The organism is Mycobacterium neglectum (assembly GCF_002591975.1).
In the GTDB taxonomy this organism is placed as follows: Bacteria; Actinomycetota; Actinomycetes; order Mycobacteriales; family Mycobacteriaceae; genus Mycobacterium; species Mycobacterium neglectum.
On record NZ_NVQE01000011.1, the window covers coordinates 98,983 to 119,730 of the forward strand.

Annotated in this window: 18 protein-coding genes and 1 riboswitch; of the genes, 15 read left to right on the forward strand and 3 right to left on the reverse strand. The window is 66.0% G+C overall.

The features are described 5' to 3' along the window. The first annotated feature begins 7 nt into the window (after window positions 1–7). Together CSQ99_RS11470 and CSQ99_RS11475 are read left to right on the forward strand one after the other, a co-directional pair. Window positions 8–502 (forward strand): VOC family protein, encoded by a 495-nt coding sequence (locus tag CSQ99_RS11470; protein ID WP_099039163.1) that lies wholly within the window; start codon window positions 8–10, stop codon window positions 500–502. Continuing rightward, the gene (locus CSQ99_RS11475) at window positions 499–1,992 is read left to right on the forward strand and encodes an FAD-binding protein (RefSeq protein ID WP_099039164.1); all 1,494 of its coding nucleotides are present in this window, start codon (window positions 499–501) and stop codon (window positions 1,990–1,992) included. The genes CSQ99_RS11470 and CSQ99_RS11475 overlap by 4 nt, the downstream gene beginning before the upstream one ends. On the opposite strand, the gene CSQ99_RS11480 is transcribed toward CSQ99_RS11475, so the two are convergent. Both CSQ99_RS11480 and CSQ99_RS11485 read right to left on the reverse strand, forming a co-directional pair. Further along, window positions 1,989–3,905 (reverse strand): ABC transporter ATP-binding protein/permease, encoded by a 1,917-nt coding sequence (locus CSQ99_RS11480; protein WP_099039165.1) that lies wholly within the window; start codon window positions 3,903–3,905, stop codon window positions 1,989–1,991. The two genes, CSQ99_RS11475 and CSQ99_RS11480, sit on opposite strands and share 4 nt — an antisense overlap. An 86-nt stretch (window positions 3,906–3,991) precedes the next feature. Beyond that, entirely contained in the window at window positions 3,992–5,623 is a 1,632-nt protein-coding gene (locus CSQ99_RS11485) for an FAD-dependent monooxygenase (RefSeq protein ID WP_099039166.1), read from the reverse strand. Window positions 5,624–5,643: 20 nt separating this feature from the next. Here CSQ99_RS11485 and CSQ99_RS11490 point away from each other — a divergent pair, with 20 nt between their 5' ends. The 13 genes from CSQ99_RS11490 to gcvP all read left to right on the forward strand — a co-directional run bounded on the left by CSQ99_RS11490 (window position 5,644) and on the right by gcvP (window position 19,872). After that, window positions 5,644–7,305 carry an acetolactate synthase gene (locus CSQ99_RS11490; RefSeq protein WP_099039167.1) on the forward strand — a complete coding sequence of 554 codons (1,662 nt, stop codon included), beginning with the start codon at window positions 5,644–5,646 and terminating at the stop codon, window positions 7,303–7,305. Between the two features lie 123 nt (window positions 7,306–7,428). Then, window positions 7,429–8,265, forward strand: coding sequence for a GNAT family N-acetyltransferase (locus CSQ99_RS11495; protein WP_099039168.1), 837 nt, complete (start codon window positions 7,429–7,431; stop codon window positions 8,263–8,265). Window positions 8,266–8,267: 2 nt separating this feature from the next. Beyond that, entirely contained in the window at window positions 8,268–10,625 is a 2,358-nt protein-coding gene (secA2, locus tag CSQ99_RS11500) for an accessory Sec system translocase SecA2 (protein WP_099039169.1), read from the forward strand. A 9-nt stretch (window positions 10,626–10,634) separates the two neighbouring features. After that, the gene (locus CSQ99_RS11505; protein ID WP_099039170.1) at window positions 10,635–11,258 is read left to right on the forward strand and encodes a CDP-alcohol phosphatidyltransferase family protein; all 624 of its coding nucleotides are present in this window, start codon (window positions 10,635–10,637) and stop codon (window positions 11,256–11,258) included. 12 nt (window positions 11,259–11,270) lie between these two features. After that, entirely contained in the window at window positions 11,271–12,170 is a 900-nt protein-coding gene (locus CSQ99_RS11510; RefSeq protein ID WP_099039212.1) for a DUF881 domain-containing protein, read from the forward strand. Window positions 12,171–12,191: 21 nt separating this feature from the next. Next, complete coding sequence (locus CSQ99_RS11515; protein ID WP_006243660.1) at window positions 12,192–12,524, forward strand: small basic family protein; 333 nt, start codon at window positions 12,192–12,194, stop codon at window positions 12,522–12,524. 22 nt (window positions 12,525–12,546) lie between these two features. Further along, window positions 12,547–13,368, forward strand: coding sequence for a DUF881 domain-containing protein (locus CSQ99_RS11520; RefSeq protein ID WP_099039171.1), 822 nt, complete (start codon window positions 12,547–12,549; stop codon window positions 13,366–13,368). A gap of 122 nt (window positions 13,369–13,490) precedes the next feature. Further along, complete coding sequence (gene gcvH / locus CSQ99_RS11525; protein WP_099039172.1) at window positions 13,491–13,886, forward strand: glycine cleavage system protein GcvH; 396 nt, start codon at window positions 13,491–13,493, stop codon at window positions 13,884–13,886. Window positions 13,887–14,051: 165 nt separating this feature from the next. After that, window positions 14,052–14,525, forward strand: a complete 474-nt coding sequence (gene garA, locus CSQ99_RS11530) for a glycogen accumulation regulator GarA (RefSeq protein WP_099039173.1) — start codon at window positions 14,052–14,054, stop codon at window positions 14,523–14,525. Window positions 14,526–14,554: 29 nt separating this feature from the next. After that, window positions 14,555–15,310 (forward strand): transcriptional regulator FtsR, encoded by a 756-nt coding sequence (gene ftsR, locus CSQ99_RS11535; RefSeq protein ID WP_099039174.1) that lies wholly within the window; start codon window positions 14,555–14,557, stop codon window positions 15,308–15,310. 47 nt (window positions 15,311–15,357) lie between these two features. After that, a complete protein-coding gene (locus CSQ99_RS11540) occupies window positions 15,358–15,852 on the forward strand; it encodes a bifunctional nuclease family protein (RefSeq protein WP_099039175.1) in 495 nt (164 codons plus the stop codon). Window positions 15,853–16,083: 231 nt separating this feature from the next. After that, window positions 16,084–16,707: a MerR family transcriptional regulator gene (locus tag CSQ99_RS11545; protein ID WP_006243654.1), complete on the forward strand. Its 624-nt coding sequence runs from the start codon at window positions 16,084–16,086 to the stop codon at window positions 16,705–16,707. A gap of 65 nt (window positions 16,708–16,772) precedes the next feature. Then, window positions 16,773–16,871, forward strand: a riboswitch (glycine riboswitch). A 154-nt stretch (window positions 16,872–17,025) separates the two neighbouring features. Continuing rightward, entirely contained in the window at window positions 17,026–19,872 is a 2,847-nt protein-coding gene (gene gcvP, locus CSQ99_RS11550; RefSeq protein WP_099039176.1) for an aminomethyl-transferring glycine dehydrogenase, read from the forward strand. A 6-nt stretch (window positions 19,873–19,878) separates the two neighbouring features. On the opposite strand, the gene CSQ99_RS11555 is transcribed toward gcvP, so the two are convergent. Further along, entirely contained in the window at window positions 19,879–20,739 is an 861-nt protein-coding gene (locus tag CSQ99_RS11555) for a haloalkane dehalogenase (RefSeq protein WP_099039213.1), read from the reverse strand. Between the last annotated feature and the right edge of the window lie 9 nt (window positions 20,740–20,748).

The following is a 20,748-nucleotide window of genomic DNA, read 5'->3' on the forward strand; positions in this document are numbered from 1 at the left end:
CGACGCGATGCATGCCCAGACACCTGTCCAGATTGCGTGGGTGACGCTGGACCTCGACGCCACCGAAAAGGCGCTGACCACGCTGTTGGGCGCCAGGAAGTGGATCCGGATCCCCGACGTCCACTTTGCGCCCGATACCTGCACATTCCGCGGCCGACCCGCTGATTTCACCGCGCACATCTCGTTCAGCTACGCAGGCGACACGCAGCTCGAATTGATCGCGCCGGTCAGTGGCGAGAGTGTGTACTCCGAGTTCCTCGAAACCGCCGGTCCGGGATTGCACCATATCTGTATCGAGGCACCTGACGCCGCGGCGTTCGACACCGTCCTGCGTGAGGCGGAAGGCAACGGCACGCCCGTCGTGGCGCAGGGGATCATGCCGGGGGGCATGCGGTTCGCCTATCTTTCGGCGGCCGACGCCGGCGTCCCTTACCTCGAAATCGCCGTCATCCCAAACGAAATCAAAGAATTCTTTGACTATGTGAAACAGGAGCAACAGTGAGCGGTCTCGACATTCCGGACACCGTCAACGCGGCCGATGTCCAGTCATGGTCCGACGAGGTCGATGTCCTGGTGATCGGCTTCGGTATTGCGGGCGGCTGTGCCGCGGTCAGCGCCGCGGCGGCCGGAGCGAACGTGATGGTGCTGGAGAAGGCGGCTGCGGCCGGCGGCACCAGCGCGATGGCCGGCGGCCACTTCTATCTCGGCGGCGGCACCGCGGTACAGCAGGCCACCGGACATGAGGACAGCGCCGACGAGATGTACAAATACCTCGTCGCGGTTTCGGCCGACCCCGACCTCGAGAAGATCCGCCTGTACTGCGACGAAAGCGTCGAGCACTTCGATTGGCTTGAAGCGCTTGGCTTTCAGTTCGAACGCAGCTACTGGAAGGGCAAGGTGGTGGTGCCGCCCGGCACCGAGGGACTGTCCTACACCGGCAACGAAAAAGTGTGGCCATACTGCGAGCAGGCCAAACCCGCGCCGCGCGGACATTCGGTTCCGGTGCCGGGGGAGTTGGGCGGTGCCGCCATGGTCATCGACCTGCTCGTCAAGCGGGCCACCGATCAGGGCGTGCAGATCCGGTACGAGACCGGGGTGACCAATTTGGTGGTCGACGGCGACGCCCAGGACAGGAAAGTGGTCGGAGTCCGCTGGAAGCACTTCGGCGAGAGCGGGGCGATCAAGGCCAAGGCGGTGATCATCGCCGCGGGTGGATTCGCGATGAACGCTGGAATGGTCGCCGAGCACACTCCGGCACTGGGACAGAAGCGGCGCACCAAACACCACGGCGAGGTCGAACCCTACATTCTGGGCAACCCTCACGACGACGGACTCGGCATTGGTCTCGGCGTATCGGTCGGCGGCGCGGCAGAGAACCTCGACGGGCTGTTCATCACCGCGGCCGCGTACCCGCCGGAGATTTTGTTGACGGGCGTCATAGTCAACAATCAGGGGCAGCGGTTCGTCACCGAGGACTCCTACCACTCACGGACATCGGCGTATGTCCTCGAGCAACCCGATCAGCAGGCCTACCTGATCGTCGACGAGGCGCACATGCAGATGCCGGAGATGCCGTTGATCAAGTTCATCGACGGATTCGAGACGGTGGCGGAAATGGAAGCAGCCCTGGGTATTCCGGCGGGTAAGCTGGCCGCCACCCTGGACCGCTACAACGAGAACGCCGCCCGTGGCGAGGATCCGGACTTCCACAAGCAGCCGGAATACCTTGCCGCTCAAGATCACGGCCCATGGGCGGCATTCGACCTCTCACTGGGTGTGGCGATGTACTCGGGATTCACCATGGGTGGTCTCGACGTGTCCATCGACGGGCAGGTGCTGCGCCAGGACGGCAGCACCATTGGCGGCCTGTACGCCGCCGGCGCGTGCGCATCGAACATCGCTCAAGACGGTAAGGGCTATGCCAGCGGCACCCAACTCGGCGAAGGGTCGTTCTTCGGCAGACGCGCGGGTGCGCACGCCGCGCATGCCTAGACCTGGGCCGGTTCGTCGCCCCCCACTCGGCCGAACCGCCATTCGCCGTCGCCGAGGAGCTCGAGTTCGTGGGTGTGGTGCTGCTCGACCGCCTTACGATGACTGACGCTGACCAGGATGGTGTCGGGTAGTTCGGTCCGAACGAGGTTGTACACCAAGAATTCCAGTCCTTCGTCGAGGGCCGACGTGGACTCGTCGAAGAACACTGCCTTGGGCTTGGTCAACAAGACCCGAGCGAACGCGATTCGCTGCTGTTCGCCGGGGGAGAGCACCTTCGCCCAGTCCTCGACTTCGTCGAGCCGCGCGACAAGGTGCGGCAGCGCCACCTTCTCCAGCGTGCGCTTCAGCAGCTCGTCGTCGCATTCGCCTACCTCGAGCGGATAGGTGACGACGGCGCGCAGATCGCCGAGGGGCACATAGGGCATCTGGGACAGGAACATCGTCTCGTTCGGTCCACACGGCCGGGTCAATGTTCCCGTGGTGAACGGCCACAACTCGGCGAGGCTACGCAGCAACGTGGTCTTGCCAGAACCCGATACTCCCTTCACCACCAGCGTGTCCCCGACTTCGAGGAGCAGGTCGAGCGGCTTGACGAGCTGCTTCCCGTCCGGTGTGCGAACCTCGATCTTCTCGAGTTGCACCGTGCCGTCCTTGCACGGCGTGGTCGTGATCTCCGGCAGCGCTCTGCCTTCTTCGTTCGCGGTCATCAGCCCATCGAGGCGGATGATCGAGGCGCGATAGCCGGCGAAGGCGTCGTAGGCGTTCCGGAAGAAGGACAGCCCGTTTTCGATGTTGCCGAAGGCCGAGGCCGACTGACTCATCGCGCCGAGGGTGATTTCGCCGTTGAAGAACCGTGGGAACTGGAACAAATACGGTGGCACGACGATGATCTGGCTCATCGAAAGGTTCCAGCCGTAGAAGCCCATCATCCTGTTGATCCACCGCTTGTAATTGGCGACGATGGGCGCGAAAAGCTTGCGTAGACCGCTCCGCTCGGCGATTTCGCCGCGGTAGAACGCGACGGCCTCCGACGCGTCGCGCAGCCGCACCAGCGCATATCGGAAGGCCGCGTTGAACTTCTCGTTTCGGAACGACAGCCAGATGATCGGCCGACCGACCCAGAACGCGATGACCGAGGCAAAGAGCACATAGGTCAGCAAGATCCAGAACATGGCCTTCGGGAGTTCGTAGTTCACGATCGGCAGCGTGAGCGTGCCCGACAGGTTCCACAGAATCGCGGTGAACGAGATCATCGACGCGATGGCGTCGACCGAGCCGAACAACAGCGTCGACGTGGAAGTGTTTCCCGGTGTGTTCGGAAGCCCGCCGACGCCGGCGGTGAAGATGTCGATGTCGTACTGAATTCGCTGGTCGGGGTTGTCGATCGTGTCATCGATGAAGCGACCGCGGTAGTACGCCTTTCCGTCGAGCCAGTCGCCCGTGAGCCGATCGGTCAGCCATGCGCGCCACGCCAGCATGAAGCGCTGGGTGACGAACAGATCGAACATGATCCGTGCGACGTGCAGGAAGGCCAACGCCGAGAACACCAACATCGACATATAGAAGCCGTCGCGTCCTGAGTTCTTTACCGCGTCATCGCCACCGGCAACGCCTGACGCCACGACCTGAAAGCTGGTCATCATGTCGCTGCCCTGGTATGTGAAGAGCACCGAGAGTCGGACGCCTGCGACCACCGACAGCAGGATCACCGCGAGCCACAGCCACACCTTGACGCTCTCCGGGCCCTTGAAGTAGTCGCCGGTGATGCGCCAGAACTGCCTGCCCCAGACCGTGTACCTGGCAATGAGGACACAGATCAGCAGCGTGACGACTGCGGCGATCAACCACGCCTGGCCGATCCACTTCAGCGATACCAGGAGCTCGTGTCCCCAGTCCAGCGTCGGGGCGAACATTCCCTCTTCCACTGTGGCAAGGTACCTCGCCTGCCAGCTACGGGCTTGCCACTGGTCTCAACTCCCGGTGGCGAGTGATGAGCAGGTCAGCTGAACGTCGCCCGCAGGTGCGCCGCAAGGCCGTCGATGTCCGCGGGTGCGCCGGTGAACCCGAGGTACCCGTCGGGCCTGACGACGAAGCTGGAATGCCCCACCGACGAATACGCCGAATATGCCGTGGCGAAATGCGATTCCGCATCGCGCACCAACGGCAGCACCGTGCTTGCGACGTCGGCGCCCGGCGCGGCGACCAGATACACGTTCAGGTCACCGCAGGCGATTGCCGCCGCCGCATCGGCGGCCCGCTCGAAGTGTTCGACGTCAGCGGGCCTCGCGGTGTCGTCGGCGTACAGCAGCAGGGTGTGCCCGGGCCCGAACAATGTGAACAGCCGCAGGGGTCCGGTGACCGCGTCGCGGGTGAGGCCCCTCGCATCGGGTGCGCGCCCGCCCGCGCGTAGGCCCGATGTCGCCGGCCGAGCGGCTCCGGCCGCCACGATGGGGCTGTCGGCGTAGTTGATCAGCAGTTGCGCTTCGCGACGGATGACGTAGTCGACATCGGTGGAATCGGCGCCGATGCCCTCACGAGCGCTACGCACCGTCCGGCCGACGACCTCTTCGCCGACGGGTCGACGTTCGGCGTCGTAGCTGTCGAGCAGGTCGGGCGCCGCACGTCCGGACACCGCGAGCGCGAGTTTCCACGCCAGGTTGTGCGCGTCCTGGATCCCGGTGTTCATGCCCTGCGCGCCGGTGGGCGGGTGGATGTGTGCGGCATCGCCCGCGACGAACACCCGGCCCCGGCCATAGGCGTCGACGATGCGGTGGCTGATCCGAAAGACCGAGGACCAGCGCAGGTTTCGCGCCGTCGTCGGCTCGGGCGAGAGTCGGTCCAGCACCGCCTGGATGTGGTGCAGTTCGGGCTTGCGGTCGCCTTCGAAGCCGTGCGCGATTCCCTCTGCCGGGGCGGCGGCCAGTTCGTCGGGAACGAGCATCGACATCCGGTACCGACAGCGGCCGGGCAGGGGGATGCACACCAGCAGGTCGTCGGTCGCGCCGTCGGTCTGATGCATGGCGCGGATGGCGTAACCACGCAGCAGCGTCCAGTCCACCTCGACGTCGCCGAGCATGTACTGCTCCTCGAACGCCGCGCCCTCGAACGTCAGGCCGAGTGCCTTGCGCACGGCGCTATGCGCACCGTCGGCCCCGACGAGGTAATCGGCGTGCACCGTCTGCTCACCGCCGTCGCCCGCCAAGGTGGCGCGTACGCCGCCGGCGTCCTGTTCGAACCCGGTGAGCCGCAAACCGCGCTCCACTTCGACACCGCGCAACGCCAGTTCCTCGCGCAGTATCCGCTCGGTGGCGTACTGGGGAATCGCGGTGAAACCGAATGGCACGTCGGCCGGAACGGCGAAATCGACCTGGGCGACTCGCTCACCGTTGACGTAGACGATCTGTCCATGCATCTCGATGGCCGCGTCCAGGACCCGGCCCAGCAGGCCCATGGATTCGAAGACTTCGAGCGTACGTGGTTGCACACCAACGGCTTTGGCGTACTGCAGCGGCTCCAGAAGTGGGTCGACGACGCGGCAATCGACACCACGGCGGGTCAACTCGATGGCTGCGGTGAGGCCGATCGGGCCGGCGCCGGCGATGAGTACTTGCGTTCGCGAAGAGTTGGGCACGTGCTGATTATGCTGCTCGCATGAGCAACGACGCTCCACCGCCCGCGGCGGACTCGACGGTCAATGCCGGACACCTGATCGCCCGGCGACTGCGGGCCAGCGGAATCGACACGATCTTCACGCTGTCGGGTGGCCACCTTTTCTCGATATATGACGGCTGTCAGGCAGAACATGTCCGACTGATCGACACCCGACACGAGCAGACCGCGGCGTTCGCGGCCGAGGGCTGGTCGAAGGTGACCCGTGTCCCGGGGGTCGCGGCGCTGACGGCCGGGCCCGGCGTCACGAACGGGATGAGCGCGATGGCCGCCGCTCAGCAGAACCAGTCGCCTCTGGTGGTACTCGGCGGCCGGGCACCCGCAGCGCGCTGGGGCCAGGGTTCGCTGCAGGAGATCGACCACGTTCCGTTTGTCGCACCGCTGACCCGGTTCGCCGCGACGGCCCAGTCACCGGACGCGGTCGGCCCGCTGATCGACGACGCGCTGCGTGCCGCTGCGGGTGCCGACGGCCAACCGACGGGGGTGTCGTTCGTCGACTTCCCGATGGACCACGTGTTCGGCGCGGCGCATGACAGCGGCGGACCCGGTGCGTTGGCAGCGCCGTCCGCAGTTGTTCAGCCGGACGGCAACGCCGTCGATGTGGCGGTCCGACTGCTCACCGACGCCCGTCAGCCGGTCATCATGGCGGGCACCAACGTGTGGTGGGGACACGCCGAAACCGCGCTGCTGCGCCTGGCGGAGACGCTGCGGATCCCGGTCCTGATGAACGGCATGGCGCGGGGAACGGTGCCGGCCGACCACGACCTCGCGTTCTCACGCGCGCGGTCGAAGGCCTTGCGGGAGGCCGACGTTGCCGTGGTGATCGGCGTGCCCATGGACTTCCGGCTCGGTTTCGGTGGCGTGTTCGGGACCGAGACCACGCTCATCGTCGCCGATCGGGTCGAACCTGGGCGCCCGCATCCTCGCGAGGTCGCCGCGGGACTGTACGGGGACCTGACAACCTCGCTGTCGGCACTGACGGGGGCGACGCCGACCGGCCACGAAGCCTGGATCGCCGACCTTCGCACCCTGGAAACCACGTTGCGGGCCGGTGAGGCCTCCGAGTTGGCCGACGACCGCACGCCGCTGCACCCGATGCGGGTGTACGCGGAGGTGAGCGCGCTGCTGGACCGTGATGCGATCGTCGTGATCGACGCGGGCGACTTCGGCTCATATGCCGGCCGGGTCATCGACAGCTATGTGCCGGGAGCGTGGCTGGACAGCGGCCCGTTCGGTTGTTTGGGGTCCGGACCCGGCTACGCGCTCGCCGCCAAGCTGGCCCGGCCCGACCGACAGGTCGTGCTCCTGCAGGGTGACGGCGCATTCGGCTTCTCCGGCATGGAGTGGGACACGTTGGTGCGCCACGGAGTCCACGTTGTGTCCGTCATCGGCAACAACGGAATCTGGGGTCTGGAGAAGCACCCCATGGAGATGCTGTACGGCTATTCGGTGGTCGCCGAGCTTCGGCCCGGCACCCGCTACGACGAAGTCGTCACCGCCCTGGGCGGGCACGGTGAGTTGGTGGCGACGCCTGCTGACCTGCGACCCGCGCTCGATCGGGCGTTCTCTGCCGGCCTGCCCGCGGTCGTCAACACATTGACCGACCCGACGGTGGCCTACCCGCGTCGCTCCAACCTCGGCTGAGACGCTCGAGCGCGACCGCACTTCCGCGATGGTGCGTGTCCCCGCGCTTCGCAGCAGCATTTTGTGCACGCCGGTGCAGAAATTCGATGGACGCAGCCGACCCGTGGCGGTCACCCTGGATGAGTGGTTGACATTCGGCTGCACGATTCCGTCGAGGAGTTCCGCGCCATCGCCGAGCCTCTGTATCGGCGCGACCCCGTCGTGCACACGATCGAGCTGACACTGCTCGGTGCCGGTAGGTTTCCCGAAGACCTGCTCCTGCTCACGGTGTGGGACGACGGCACTCCGCTCGGCGCGGCGATTCAGACTCCACCGTATCCACTGGTATGCACCGGGATTCCGGCCGACTCGGTGAAGGTGGCCGCCCGTACGGTCATGGAAGTCCGCCCCGCGCTGGACGGCGTCCGCGGCGTGCGCGACACCACACACGCGTTCGCCGACGAGTGGCGCGTCGCTACCGGCCGAATCGGTCAGGTGATCGTCGAAGAGCGGCTCTACCGATTGGGCGACTTGGTTGTGCCGGATGCCGTCGCCGGCGCGGCTCGGCTCGCGGTGGACGAGGACCGCGAGATGCTCGTCGACTGGGTGGAGCTTTTCTTCGGAGAGACATTCGGTCATCCACGCGATGACGCCGCGGGAGCGAGTTTCGTCGACGGCGCGAAGGACAAGCACGACCAGTTCGTGCTGTGGGAAGCCGGCGGTGTCCCGGTGAGCATGGCGATGCTGCGCGCTCCCGGCGCCGACGTGTCACGAATCGGGCCCGTCTTCACCCCGCTGGCTCACCGACGCAATGGATACGGTTCCGCCGTCACCGCCGCGGCGGCGGATTTGGCGCGACGCCGCGGGGTCGCCGACGTCGTACTGTTCGCCGACCTGGCGAACCCGACCTCGAACGCCATCTACCAGAACATCGGCTTCGAAGCGGTCGCCGACTCCGTGCGCATCGACTTCAGCGACTGAGCATGCGTCAGACGCGCGCACGGGCCGCGTACCGTAAAGCTGTGGCGAAGACCAAGACCCGCACCTCGGGGCGTGTCAGCAATCGGTTCTGGCGGATGCTCGGCGCGAGCACAGACAGGGATCAGGCCTCGTCGATGGCCCAGGTCGGCGACTCGGCACAGTTCGACGAGAAGGCCACCGACCTCGACGATGAGCAACTACGCAAGGCCGCCAAGCTGCTGAACCTGGACGACCTTGCCGATTCCGATGACATCCCGCAGTTCCTGGCGATCGCGCGGGAGGCGTCCAATCGGGCCACCGCGCTGCGACCGTTCGATGTGCAGCTGCAGGCAGCCCTGCGGATGCTCGCCGGCGACGTCGTCGAGATGGCCACCGGTGAGGGCAAGACCCTGTCGGGTGCGATCGCCGCGGCGGGCTATGCCATCGGCGGCCGCCGCGTGCACATCATCACCATCAACGACTACCTGGCACGCCGCGATGCTGAATGGATGGGGCCGCTGCTGGAGGCCCTTGGCCTCAAGGTCGGCTGGGTCACCTCCGACTCGACGCCCGACCAGCGGCGCGAGGCTTACAAGTGTGACGTGACCTATGGCTCGGTCAACGAGATCGGCTTCGATGTACTGCGCGATCAGCTGGTCACTGACGTGAGCGATCTGGTGTCGCCGAACCCCGACGTCGCGCTGATCGATGAGGCCGACTCGGTGCTCGTCGACGAAGCGCTGGTGCCGCTGGTGTTGGCGGGCACCACCCACCGCGAGACACCGAGGGTCGAGCTCATCCGGATGGTCGGCGAGTTGATCGAGGACAGGGACTACGAGACCGACTCCGACAGCCGCAATGTGCACCTCACCGAGACCGGCGCGCGGAAGCTGGAGGCCAAGCTCGGCGGCATCGACCTTTACTCCGAAGAACACGTCGGCTCGACCCTGACCGAGGTCAACGTCGCACTGCATGCTCACGTGCTGCTGCAACGCGACGTGCACTACATCGTTCGTGACGACGCGGTGCACCTCATCAACTCCTCCCGTGGCCGCATCGCGCAGTTGCAGCGATGGCCCGACGGCCTTCAGGCCGCGGTCGAGGCCAAGGAGGGCATCGAGACGACCGAGACCGGCGAGGTGCTCGACACGATCACCGTGCAGGCCCTGATCAATCGGTACCCGACGGTGTGCGGGATGACCGGTACCGCTTTGGCCGCCGGCGAGCAGCTGCGCCAGTTCTACAAGCTCGGCGCGTCTCCAATCCCGCCGAATACCCCCAACATTCGTGAGGATGAGACCGACCGGGTCTACGTCACCGCGGCTGCCAAGAACGAAGCGATCGTCGAGCATATCGTCGACGTGCACGAAACCCGTCAGCCGGTGCTGGTCGGTACCCGCGATGTCGCCGAGTCCGAGGACCTGCACGAGCGCCTGGTCAAGGCGGGGGTGCCGGCGGTCGTGCTCAACGCGAAGAACGACGCGGAGGAAGCCGCCGTCATCGCTGAGGCGGGCGCGCTCGGGGTGGTGACGGTGTCGACGCAGATGGCCGGCCGCGGCACCGACATCCGGCTCGGCGGGTCCGATGAAGCCGACCATGACAAGGTCGCCGAACTCGGCGGGCTGCATGTGATCGGCACCGGACGCCACAAAACCGAGCGACTGGACAATCAGCTGCGCGGGCGCGCGGGACGCCAGGGCGATCCGGGATCTTCGGTGTTCTTCTCCAGCTGGGAAGACGACCTGGTCACCGCTCACCTGGACACGAGCAAGCTGCCGATGCGGACCGACGAGGACGGTCGCATCGTCAACCCCCGCGCGGCCAGCCAGCTCGACAACGCGCAACGCATCGCCGAGGGGCACCTGCTGGAAGTGCACGCCCAAACATGGCGCTACAACCAGCTGATCGCCCAGCAGCGCGCCATCCTGGTGGAGCGCCGCAACAAGCTGCTGCGCACCCCGACCGCACGCGACGAGCTGCGTGAGTTATCGCCGGACCGCTACGACGCGCTCGTGGAGGGCATCGGCGAGGAGAAGCTGGAGAAGATCTGCCGGCTGATCATGCTGTATCACCTGGACCGTGGCTGGGCCGACCACTTGGCGTTCCTGGCTGATATCCGGGAGAGCATCCATCTGCGGGCGCTCGGTCGGCAGAACCCGTTGGACGAATTCCACCGGATGGCCGTCGATGCGTTCGGCTCCCTGGCCGCCGATGCGATCGAGGCCGCCCAGCAGACCTTCGACACCGCCGCGTCCATCGAGGACGAGCCCGGTATCGACCTGTCCAAGCTCGCGCGGCCCACCTCCACGTGGACCTACATGGTCCACGACAACCCGCTCTCCGATGACTCGGCGCTGAATCTGCCCGGGGTGTTCCGCTAGGTTTTACGCATGACGGAGCCGCCCAGCCGGCGACATCAGACACCGGAGCCGCGGACGGCTGAATCTCGGGTGTTCACGGTGCCCAACGTGCTCAGTGCGTTGCGTCTGGTGCTGGTGCCGGTCTTCCTCTGGCTGCTGCTGGTGGCGCACGAAAACGCGTGGGCCGTGGCCGTGCTCATGTTCAGTGGATTCTCGGACTGGGCCGACGGCAAGATCGCACGCCTGGTCGACAATCAATCGTCGCGACTCGGTGAGCTGCTGGATCCGGCGGTGGACCGCATCTACATGGTGGCCATCCCGATCGCCCTCGCGATCCACGGGTCGGTGCCGTGGTGGATCGTGCTGACCCTGCTCGGACGCGATGTGGTGCTGGCCGCCACGCTGCCGCTGCTGCGCAGCCGGGGACTGACCGCGCTGCCGGTCACCTACATCGGCAAAGCGGCGACCTTCGCGCTGATGTCCGGGCTCCCGCTCATCCTGCTCGGTCAGTGGGATGCACTGTGGAGCCGGGTGATTCTCGCGTGCGGGTGGGCCTTCCTGATCTGGGGCCTGGCGATGTATCTGTGGTCGGGCGTTTTGTATCTGATTCAGGTCGGGATGGTGATGCGCCACATGCCCAAAGTGGGGCGTTGAGGCCGCCAGATGATGACCCACCTCGGCGGCTTCGACCCGGAAGCCGGACGCAGCGCCCATGCGGCGCACAAGCCGACGCTGATCCCGGTGCCGTCGCTGTTGGCGTCCCTGTTGTCCGACCACCTCGATCCCGGCTACCAGGCGGCGGCTGAGGCGAAACAGCAGGGCAAAGAGCGGCAGCGATGGCAGACGTGGGGCTGGCAGATCGCCGGTGCGTTCCTGATCGCGTCGGTGTTCGTCGTCGCGGTCGCCCAGGCCCGCTCGACTGCTCCCGGCGTGCGGGAGACACAACATGTGCTTTCCGGCAGCGTGCGCTCGGCTGAAGCCACGGTCGCTGATGTCTCCAGCCGACGTGATGCGCTGGCGGCCGAGGTGGATACCGAGCAGCGCCAACGACTGGAGGGTGACGCGCGCGGCCAACTGCTTCTCGGCCGACTCGACGAGTCGAACCTCGCCGCGGCAGCGACCCCGGTGATCGGACCGGGTCTGCAGATCACCGTCACGGATCCGGGAATGTCCACCGATCTCAGCGATGTGTCCAAGGAGCGCGTCCCCGGCAGCCAGCAGGTGATTCTCGACCGCGACCTCCAGCAGGTGGTCAATTCGCTGTGGGTCAGCGGCGCGGAGGCGATCTCAGTGGGCGGCGTGCGCATCGGACCGAACGTGACGATCCGGCAGGCGGGCGGAAGCATCCTGGTCGACAATCAACCGATCAGCAGCCCCTACGTCATTCTCGCCATCGGACCACCGCACGCGGTGCAGGACGCCTTCGAGCGCAGTCCCGGCTTGCACCGCCTTCGGCTCCTGGAAGCCTCGTACGGTGTTGGAGTTACGGTGAGCACCTCCGATGCGCTCACCCTGCCGGCGAGTCCGGTTCGGGATGTCAACTTCGCCAAGGAGATTGGGCAGTGACCAGAAGATGAAGCCGTACACATGATCGGTATCGCCGCACTCGTCATCGGCATTGTGCTCGGGCTTGTGTTCCACCCCGACGTGCCCGAGTTCGTCCAGCCGTACCTGCCGATCGCCGTCGTCGCCGCGCTCGACGCCGTATTCGGTGGTCTGCGGGCCTATCTGGAACGCATCTTCGACTCGAAGGTGTTCGTGGTGTCCTTTGTGTTCAACGTGTTGGTCGCTGCGCTCATCGTCTACGTGGGCGACCAACTCGGGGTCGGCACGCAGCTGTCGACCGCGATCATCGTGGTGCTCGGGATCCGGATCTTCGGAAATGCAGCCGCCTTGCGGCGCAGACTGTTCGGCGCATGAGCGCGAGTCGAGACATCGTCTGATGACCGACGAGTCACCGCAGCACTCGGCCGAAGCTGATCAGCACGGCCGCCACGAACTGCCGCCGGATGCGCCGCCGCCCGAGATCGGCGACGTGCATGGCGGCGGCGTTGTCGGGGTGGCGCGGCGTGGCAGGTCGCAGGTGGTGTTCGGCGCTCTCGCGGTCCTGCTGTGTGTGCTCTTGGGCCTGGCGATCATCACCCAGGTTCGGCAGACCGACTCGGGCGACTCGCTCGAGACGGCCCGGCCCGCCGACCTGCTGGTCCTGCTGGACTCGCTGCAGCAACGCGAGGCCGCGCTGAACACCGAAGTGGCCGACCTGCAGCGCACCCTCGCGGAACTGCAGGCGTCCGGAACCAGCGATCAGGCGGCGATCGAGAATGCGCAGGCCCGACTGGCCGCGCTGTCGATTCTGATCGGCACGGTGCCCGCGACCGGCCCGGGTGTGACGCTCACCATCACCGACACCACCCCCGGCGTGCCGCCCGAAACCATGCTCGACGTGATCAACGAGCTACGCAACGCGGGGGCCGAGGCGATCGAGATTCGCGGCGGGGGATCGGCTGTGCGGGTGGGGCTGGACACCTGGGTGGTCGGTGCCCCCGGCGCACTGGTCGCCGACAGCGTGACCCTCAACCCGCCGTATTCGGTTCTGGCGATTGGTGATCCGGCGACGCTCGCCGCGGCCATGAACATCCCCGGTGGTGCAATGGACAGTGTCGAGCGCGTCGGGGGCGGGATGGAGGTGCAGCAGTCGGACCGAGTAGATGTCACCGCCTTGCGGCAACCGAAACCTCGCCAATACGCTCAGCCAGTCAAGTGAGATGTGCGCGAGGCAGTAGTGAAAGTGCGAACAACAACACCGCGGTGAACCGCGAATGAGACCAAGCGGTGAACCGCGAATGAGAACCAAGCGGTGAACCGCGAAAGAGACCAAGGAGCGCCGTGAGCGAAATCCCAGCCGATCTGTACTACACCGAGGAACACGAGTGGGTGCAGCCCACCGGCGACGACACCGTCCGCGTCGGAATCACCGATTACGCGCAGTCAGCGCTGGGGGACGTGGTTTTCGTCCAGCTGCCTGACGTCGGCGCCGACGTGGCCGCGGGCGAGTCGTTCGGCGAGGTGGAATCGACGAAGTCGGTTTCGGACCTCTACGCGCCGCTCAGCGCGAAAGTCGTTGCTGTCAATGGTGATCTGGAGGGCAACCCCCAGCTCGTCAACTCCGACCCCTACGGCGGGGGTTGGCTGCTGGACCTGCAGGTCGAAGCCGGTGCGCTGGCGGACGGGTTGGGCAAGCTTCTGGACGCCGACGGCTACCGCGCCACCGTCACCGAATGACGGGTTGTTAGGGTTCACCCAAGACCGGATACCAACCAGAGGCGGATCCGGCGGTGGTGGACACAACGATGTCCACCTCGCGGTACGGTCGACACCAGACGAACTTCGGCCGAGGGTTTGGCCAGATTGCACTGAAACGCCACAGCAGCCAGTGAGGAGCAGCGGGTGACGGACAAGGACCAGAATTCTGGGGCGGACCAGACGTCTGACGATCTCACCGTGGAAACGACTTCGGTTTTCCGCGCGGACTTCCTCAACGAGTTGGACGCCCCGGCGGCGGCGGGCGCCGAAGGTGCGGTTACGGGGGTCGAGGGCCTGCCCGTGGGTTCGGCACTGCTCGTCGTCAAGCGCGGGCCCAACGCCGGCTCACGGTTCCTTCTCGACCAGCCCACCACATCGGCGGGTCGCCATCCCGACAGCGACATCTTCCTCGATGATGTAACTGTGAGCCGCCGTCACGCCGAGTTCCGACTCGAAAGCAGTGAGTTCCAGGTCGTCGACGTCGGCAGCCTCAACGGCACCTACGTCAACCGCGAACCCGTGGACTCCGCGGTGCTCGCCAACGGCGACGAGGTGCAGATCGGCAAGTTCCGACTGGTGTTCCTCACCGGGCCGAAGAGTGACGACGGTGCCAGCTAGTGGCCTATGAGCGCTCCCGCGACGAGTAAATGAGCCAGCCCGACACCCCCGCTCTGACTGGGATGTCGATCGGAGCGGTCCTCGATCTGCTGCGACCGGACTTCCCGGACGTGACCATCTCCAAGATCCGGTTCTTGGAAGCCGAAGGACTGGTCACGCCGGAGCGCACGGCGTCGGGCTATCGGCGGTTCACCGCCTATGATTGCGCTCGCCTGCGGTTCATCCTGACTGCCCAGCGCGACCAGTATCTGCCCTTGAAGGTCATCAAATCTGCGCTGGACGCGCAGCCCGACGGTGAATTGCCGCAGACCGGATCCGCCTACGGCGTACCGCGTTTGGTGACGGTTTCCGGGGATCCCGAGAACAACGGTGCGGCCGAAAGATCGGCCGTTGCGCAGACTCAGGTGCGGTTGTCGCGCGAGGATCTGCTGGCGCGCTCGGGCGTCGACGACGAACTTCTGACGGCACTGGTGAAGGCGGGCGTGATCACTCCCTCCTTCAAGGGCGCCACCGCGACTTTCTTCGACGAACACTCCGTGACGATCGCCCAATGTGCCCGCGCGCTGGCGGAGTACGGTGTCGAGCCGCGCCACCTGCGTGCGTTCCGTTCGGCGGCTGACCGCCAGTCCGATCTGATCGCCCAGATCGCCGGACCCGTCGTCAAGGCAGGCAAGGCAGGGGCAAGGGACCGCGCCGACGATCTGGCGCGTGAGGTGGCCGCGCTGGCCATTACGTTGCACACGTCGTTGATCAAGTCGGCGGTGCGCGACGTACTTGACCGCTGAGGATTAGACTCAAATTTTGCAGGCTATTGCGCGAAGGGCGGACACAGATGGGTGAGGTTCGTGTGGTCGGCATTCGCGTGGAGCAGCCTCAGAATCAGCCGGTGCTGCTCCTGCGCGAGTCCAACGGCGACCGCTACCTGCCGATCTGGATCGGACAGTCGGAGGCCGCGGCCATAGCGCTCGAACAGCAGGGCGTGGAGCCCGCGCGACCACTGACTCACGACCTGATCAGAGATGTCATTGGCGCCCTTGGTCATTCGCTCAAGGAAGTACGCATCGTCGATCTCCAAGAAGGCACCTTCTACGCGGACCTGGTCTTCGATCGGGACATCAAGGTGTCGGCGCGCCCGTCGGATTCGGTGGCGATCGCGCTGCGGGTCGGAGTGCCGATCTACGTCGAAGAGGCAGTGCTTGCCGAGGCCGGCCTGCTGATCCCCGATGAGAACGACGATGAAGCCACCGGCGCAGTGCGCGAGGACGAGGTCGAGAAGTTCAAGGAATTCCTCGACAGCGTGTCGCCCGACGACTTCAAGGCGACCTGAACCCTGCGGGGCCCCTTTCGCAGGCGTTTTGTCACGGAAGCGTCTCTTCAGACTCGACACGCGGCGCGGGTTTCTTCTAACCGCCGATCGGGCAGCCATACTTTGGGAGTCGGACCTGCTGATGGGCAGTCGCAGGCTCGGTGAAAGCGTATGCTCGACACATTCGGGCTTGGGCAAATGTGCTGCCATGCAGGTCACAGTCGCGAGTTCGACCGGCGAGAGGATTCGAAAGTGGGAGACACGCCACGTCAAGAGGAGTTCGATTTGTCCTCGACCAGCGGTCCCGCCGAATCGGGAATCACCGTGACCAGTGCACCCGTTCAAGGGGGTCTGTTCCCCGATGACTCGGTGCCCGATGAGCTCGTCGGCTACCGCGGTCCCAGCGCATGCCAAATCGCCGGAATCACCTACCGGCAGCTGGACTACTGGGCGAGAACCTCGCTGGTGGTCCCGTCGATCCGCAGCGCAGCCGGTTCGGGCAGCCAGCGGCTGTACTCGTTCAAGGACATCCTGGTCCTCAAGATCGTCAAGCGACTGCTGGACACCGGTATCTCACTGCACAACATCCGCGTCGCCGTCGATCACCTGCGTCAGCGCGGTGTTCGCGACCTGGCCAACATCACGCTGTTCTCCGACGGCACCACCGTTTACGAGTGCACCTCGGCCGAAGAGGTCGTCGACCTGCTTCAGGGTGGCCAGGGCGTATTCGGCATCGCGGTGTCAGGCGCGATGCGCGAACTGACCGGCGCGATCGCCGACTTCCCAGGTGAGCGGGCCGACGGCGGCGAATCCATCGCCGCGCCCGAGGACGAACTCGCGTCTCGGCGCAAGCACCGCGACCGCAAAATCGGCTGAGTCTCTCCTGCGCGACAGTCTCGGCGTGGGTGTGAAGCCCCGCAAAGGTAAACTCGTCACCGCATCGCCCTTGTGCGGGAGAGTTCCGTAGCCGCCAGCCACGGACGCCGAAGGAGCAACACCTCTCCGTCAACCTCTCAGGCACCCCGGACCGCGCAGGGCCCCGATGCCTCTGGAAAGTGGTGGGCTCAGGCGCACCCGCCCATGGGGAAAGGCATCTCTCGCGTTCTGTGCGAGTCGCCGAATCTCTCAGGCACCGACGACAGAGGGAGAGGAACCCAACGGTTCTGAACCTGTACGCGTCTGGAGCAATCGCCGGTGTCCGAATTTAACGACCCACTCACCTTCGCCGCGCGCCACATCGGACCTGACACCGACGCCATCGGCACCATGCTGGCGACCATCGGCGTGGGTTCGCTGGACGAACTTGCCGACAAGGCACTGCCCGCGGGCATCCTCGATTCGCTGAATACGGATCAGGTGGCGCCCGGTCTGGATGAGCTTCCACCGGCGGCCACCGAGGACGAGGCGCTGGCAGAACTGCGGGCGCTGGCCGACGCCAACACTGTCGCGGTGTCGATGATCGGACAGGGCTACTTCGACACGCTCACCCCGCCGGTGTTGCGCCGCAACATTCTTGAGAACCCGGCGTGGTACACCGCGTACACGCCCTATCAGCCGGAGATCAGCCAGGGCCGGCTCGAGGCGCTGCTGAACTTCCAGACAATGGTTTGTGACCTCACCGGCCTCGAGGTCGCCAACGCGTCGATGCTCGACGAGGGCACCGCCGCCGCCGAGGCGATGACGCTGATGCACCGGGCGGTGCGCGGGGCATCGAACCGGCTGGTCGTTGACCGTGACGTCTACCCGCAGACCGCCGCTGTGCTGGCCACTCGCGCCAAGCCGCTCGGCATCGAAATCGTCGAGGCCGACCTCGGTCAGGGCCTGCCGGATGGCGAGTTCTTCGGGATCATCGCGCAGCTGCCGGGTGCCGGCGGCGCCATCGTCGACTGGAGCGACATGGTCGCGCAGGCACATGACCGCGGTGCGCTGGTCGCTATCGGCGCCGACCTGCTCGCCATGACGCTCATAACGCCGCCTGGTGAGATCGGCGCCGACATCGCGTTCGGCACCACCCAGAGGTTCGGTGTGCCAATGGGATTCGGGGGGCCACACGCTGGTTATCTCGCCGTGCACGCCAAGCACGCCAGACAACTACCCGGTCGCCTCGTCGGAGTATCGCTCGACGCCGACGGGGCCCCGGCGTACCGACTGGCCTTGCAGACTCGCGAACAACACATTCGGCGGGACAAGGCGACAAGCAACATCTGCACCGCTCAGGTGCTGCTGGCGGTGATGGCGGCGATGTACGCGAGCTACCACGGTGCCGACGGGTTGACCGCAATCGCACGACGGGTGCACGGGCGCGCCCGTGCGCTGGCCGCAGGGCTGACCGGTGGCGGTGTCAAGGTCGTCCACGACAGGTTCTTCGACACGGTCCTGGCACGGGTGCCCGGCCGGGCCGCCGCGATCCGCGACGCCGCCAAGGCTCGTGGTGTGAACATCTGGCGGGTGGACGACGACCACGTGTCGGTGTCCTGCGATGAGGCCACCACTGCGCAGCACGTCGATGCTGTGCTTTCTGCTTTCGGAGCCGCCCCGGCGGATGGGTTCGATGGGCCGGCCATCGCGACCCGTACGTCGGAGTTCCTGACCCACCCGGCTTTCACGAGGTACCGCACCGAGACGGAGATGATGCGGTACCTGCGATCGTTGGCGGACAAGGATATTGCGTTGGACCGCAGCATGATCCCCCTCGGGTCATGCACGATGAAACTCAACGCCGCCGCCGAGATGGAGCCGATCACGTGGCCCGAATTCGCCCGTCAGCATCCGTTCGGCCCGGCGTCGGACACACCCGGTCTGCGCAAGCTGATCGCCGACCTCGAGACGTGGCTGGTCGGTATCACCGGCTATGACGCGGTGTCGCTTCAGCCCAATGCGGGATCGCAGGGGGAGTACGCGGGTCTGCTCGCCATCCAGGCCTACCACGTCGAGAACGGACAGCCCGACCGGGACGTGTGCCTGATCCCGTCGAGCGCGCACGGCACCAACGCCGCGTCGGCGGCGCTGGTGGGTATGCGCGTCGTCGTGGTGGCGTGCCGCGCCAACGGCGATGTCGACCTCGACGACCTGCGCGCGAAGGTCGCCGAGCACGCGGATCGGTTGTCGGCGTTGATGATCACCTATCCGTCGACCCACGGCGTCTTCGAACATGACATCGCAGATATCTGTGCGGCCGTTCACGACGTCGGCGGCCAGGTCTACGTCGACGGGGCCAACCTCAACGCACTCGTCGGCCTCGCCCGCCCCGGTCGGTTCGGCGGCGACGTCAGTCACCTCAATCTGCACAAGACGTTCTGCATTCCGCACGGTGGCGGCGGTCCCGGGGTGGGACCGGTCGCGGTGCGCTCTCATCTCGCCAAGTACCTGCCCGGCCATCCGCTGGCAGATGAATTGGGTGCCGATTACACCGTGTCGGCGGCGCCGTACGGTTCGGCGTCGATCCTGCCGATCAGCTGGGCTTACATCAGGATGATGGGTGCGAACGGTCTGCGCGCGGCGTCGCTGACGGCGATCGCATCGGCCAACTACATCGCGCGTCGACTGGGCGAGCACTACCCCGTCCTCTATACCGGCGAGAACGACATGGTGGCCCACGAGTGCATCCTGGATCTGCGCGCCATCACCAAGGAGACGGGTGTCACCGTCGACGACGTGGCAAAACGGCTGGCGGACTACGGCTTCCACGCTCCGACGATGAGCTTCCCGGTGGCGGGTACATTGATGGTCGAGCCGACGGAAAGCGAAAGCCTGGCCGAGGTGGACGCCTTCTGTGAGGCGATGATCGCGATCCGCGGCGAGATCGACGCGGTCGCCGCGGGCACCTACCTGGTCGACGACAACCCGATGCGCGGTGCTCCGCACACCGCGGAATGCCTGCTGGTGTCCGACTGGGACCATCCGTACACGCGCGAGCAGGCCGCCTACCCGCTTGGCAAGAACTACCGCCCGAAGGTGTGGCCGCCGGTGCGGCGTATCGACGGCGCGTACGGCGATCGCAACCTCATGTGCTCGTGCCCACCGGTGGAGGCCTTCGCGTAGCCGCTGTCAGGCGAAGCGGTCGATGATCGCCTCGGCGATCGGGCCCGGCGCATCCTCCTGGATGTAGTGATTGGCGTTCGGCAACTCCACCAGGACGTGATCGGGGAACGCGGTGCGCATGCGCGGAATGTTCGGACCCGGCCGGAAAGCGAAGTCCTTCATGCCCCAGACCAGCAGTGCCGGTTTGGACCCGAGTTTGGCGGGCACGTCGCGGGAAAGCCGTTCGAGAAGTGGACGGGCCGCGAGAATCTCCTTGGGCATCCGCGCCACCCCGGCACGGGCCTCAGGTGTCGGTTGGACTCCGCGGTAGTGTTCCATCACCGCGTCGTCCAACGGGGTGGCTGTGCCGGCCGGGATCAACCGCTCGACGAAGAAGTTGTGCTTTGTGATCGCCCACTGCATCGGCGGACTGCCCATCACCGTGCTGAAGATCTTGGTGGACATCTCCGCGGTGGGCCAGAACCAGGTGTTCCCGAGGACGACTCCGCGCACCCGCTCGGCACGTTCGGTGCCGACAGCCATGCTGATCGGTCCGCCCCAGTCCTGGCCCATACTCAGATACTGCTCGAGTTCGAGATGGTCGATGAACTCGCCCATCACAGCGGCGTGCTCGTCGATGCGGTAGGTGAACTCCGAAGGACGCTCGGAGAGCCCGAAGCCGAGGTAGTCAGCGGCGATGCACCGGAAGCGGTCGCGCAACCCGGCGATGATGTTGCGGTAGAGGAAACTCCACGTCGGATTGCCGTGGAAGAACACGATCACCGGACCCGTGCCCTCGTCGATGTAGTGCACACGTCCGCGCGAACTGTCGAACCATCGGGAGGTGAACGGGTACAGCGCTGGATCGGGCGTGAATTCACTCGGCAATTTCTGTCC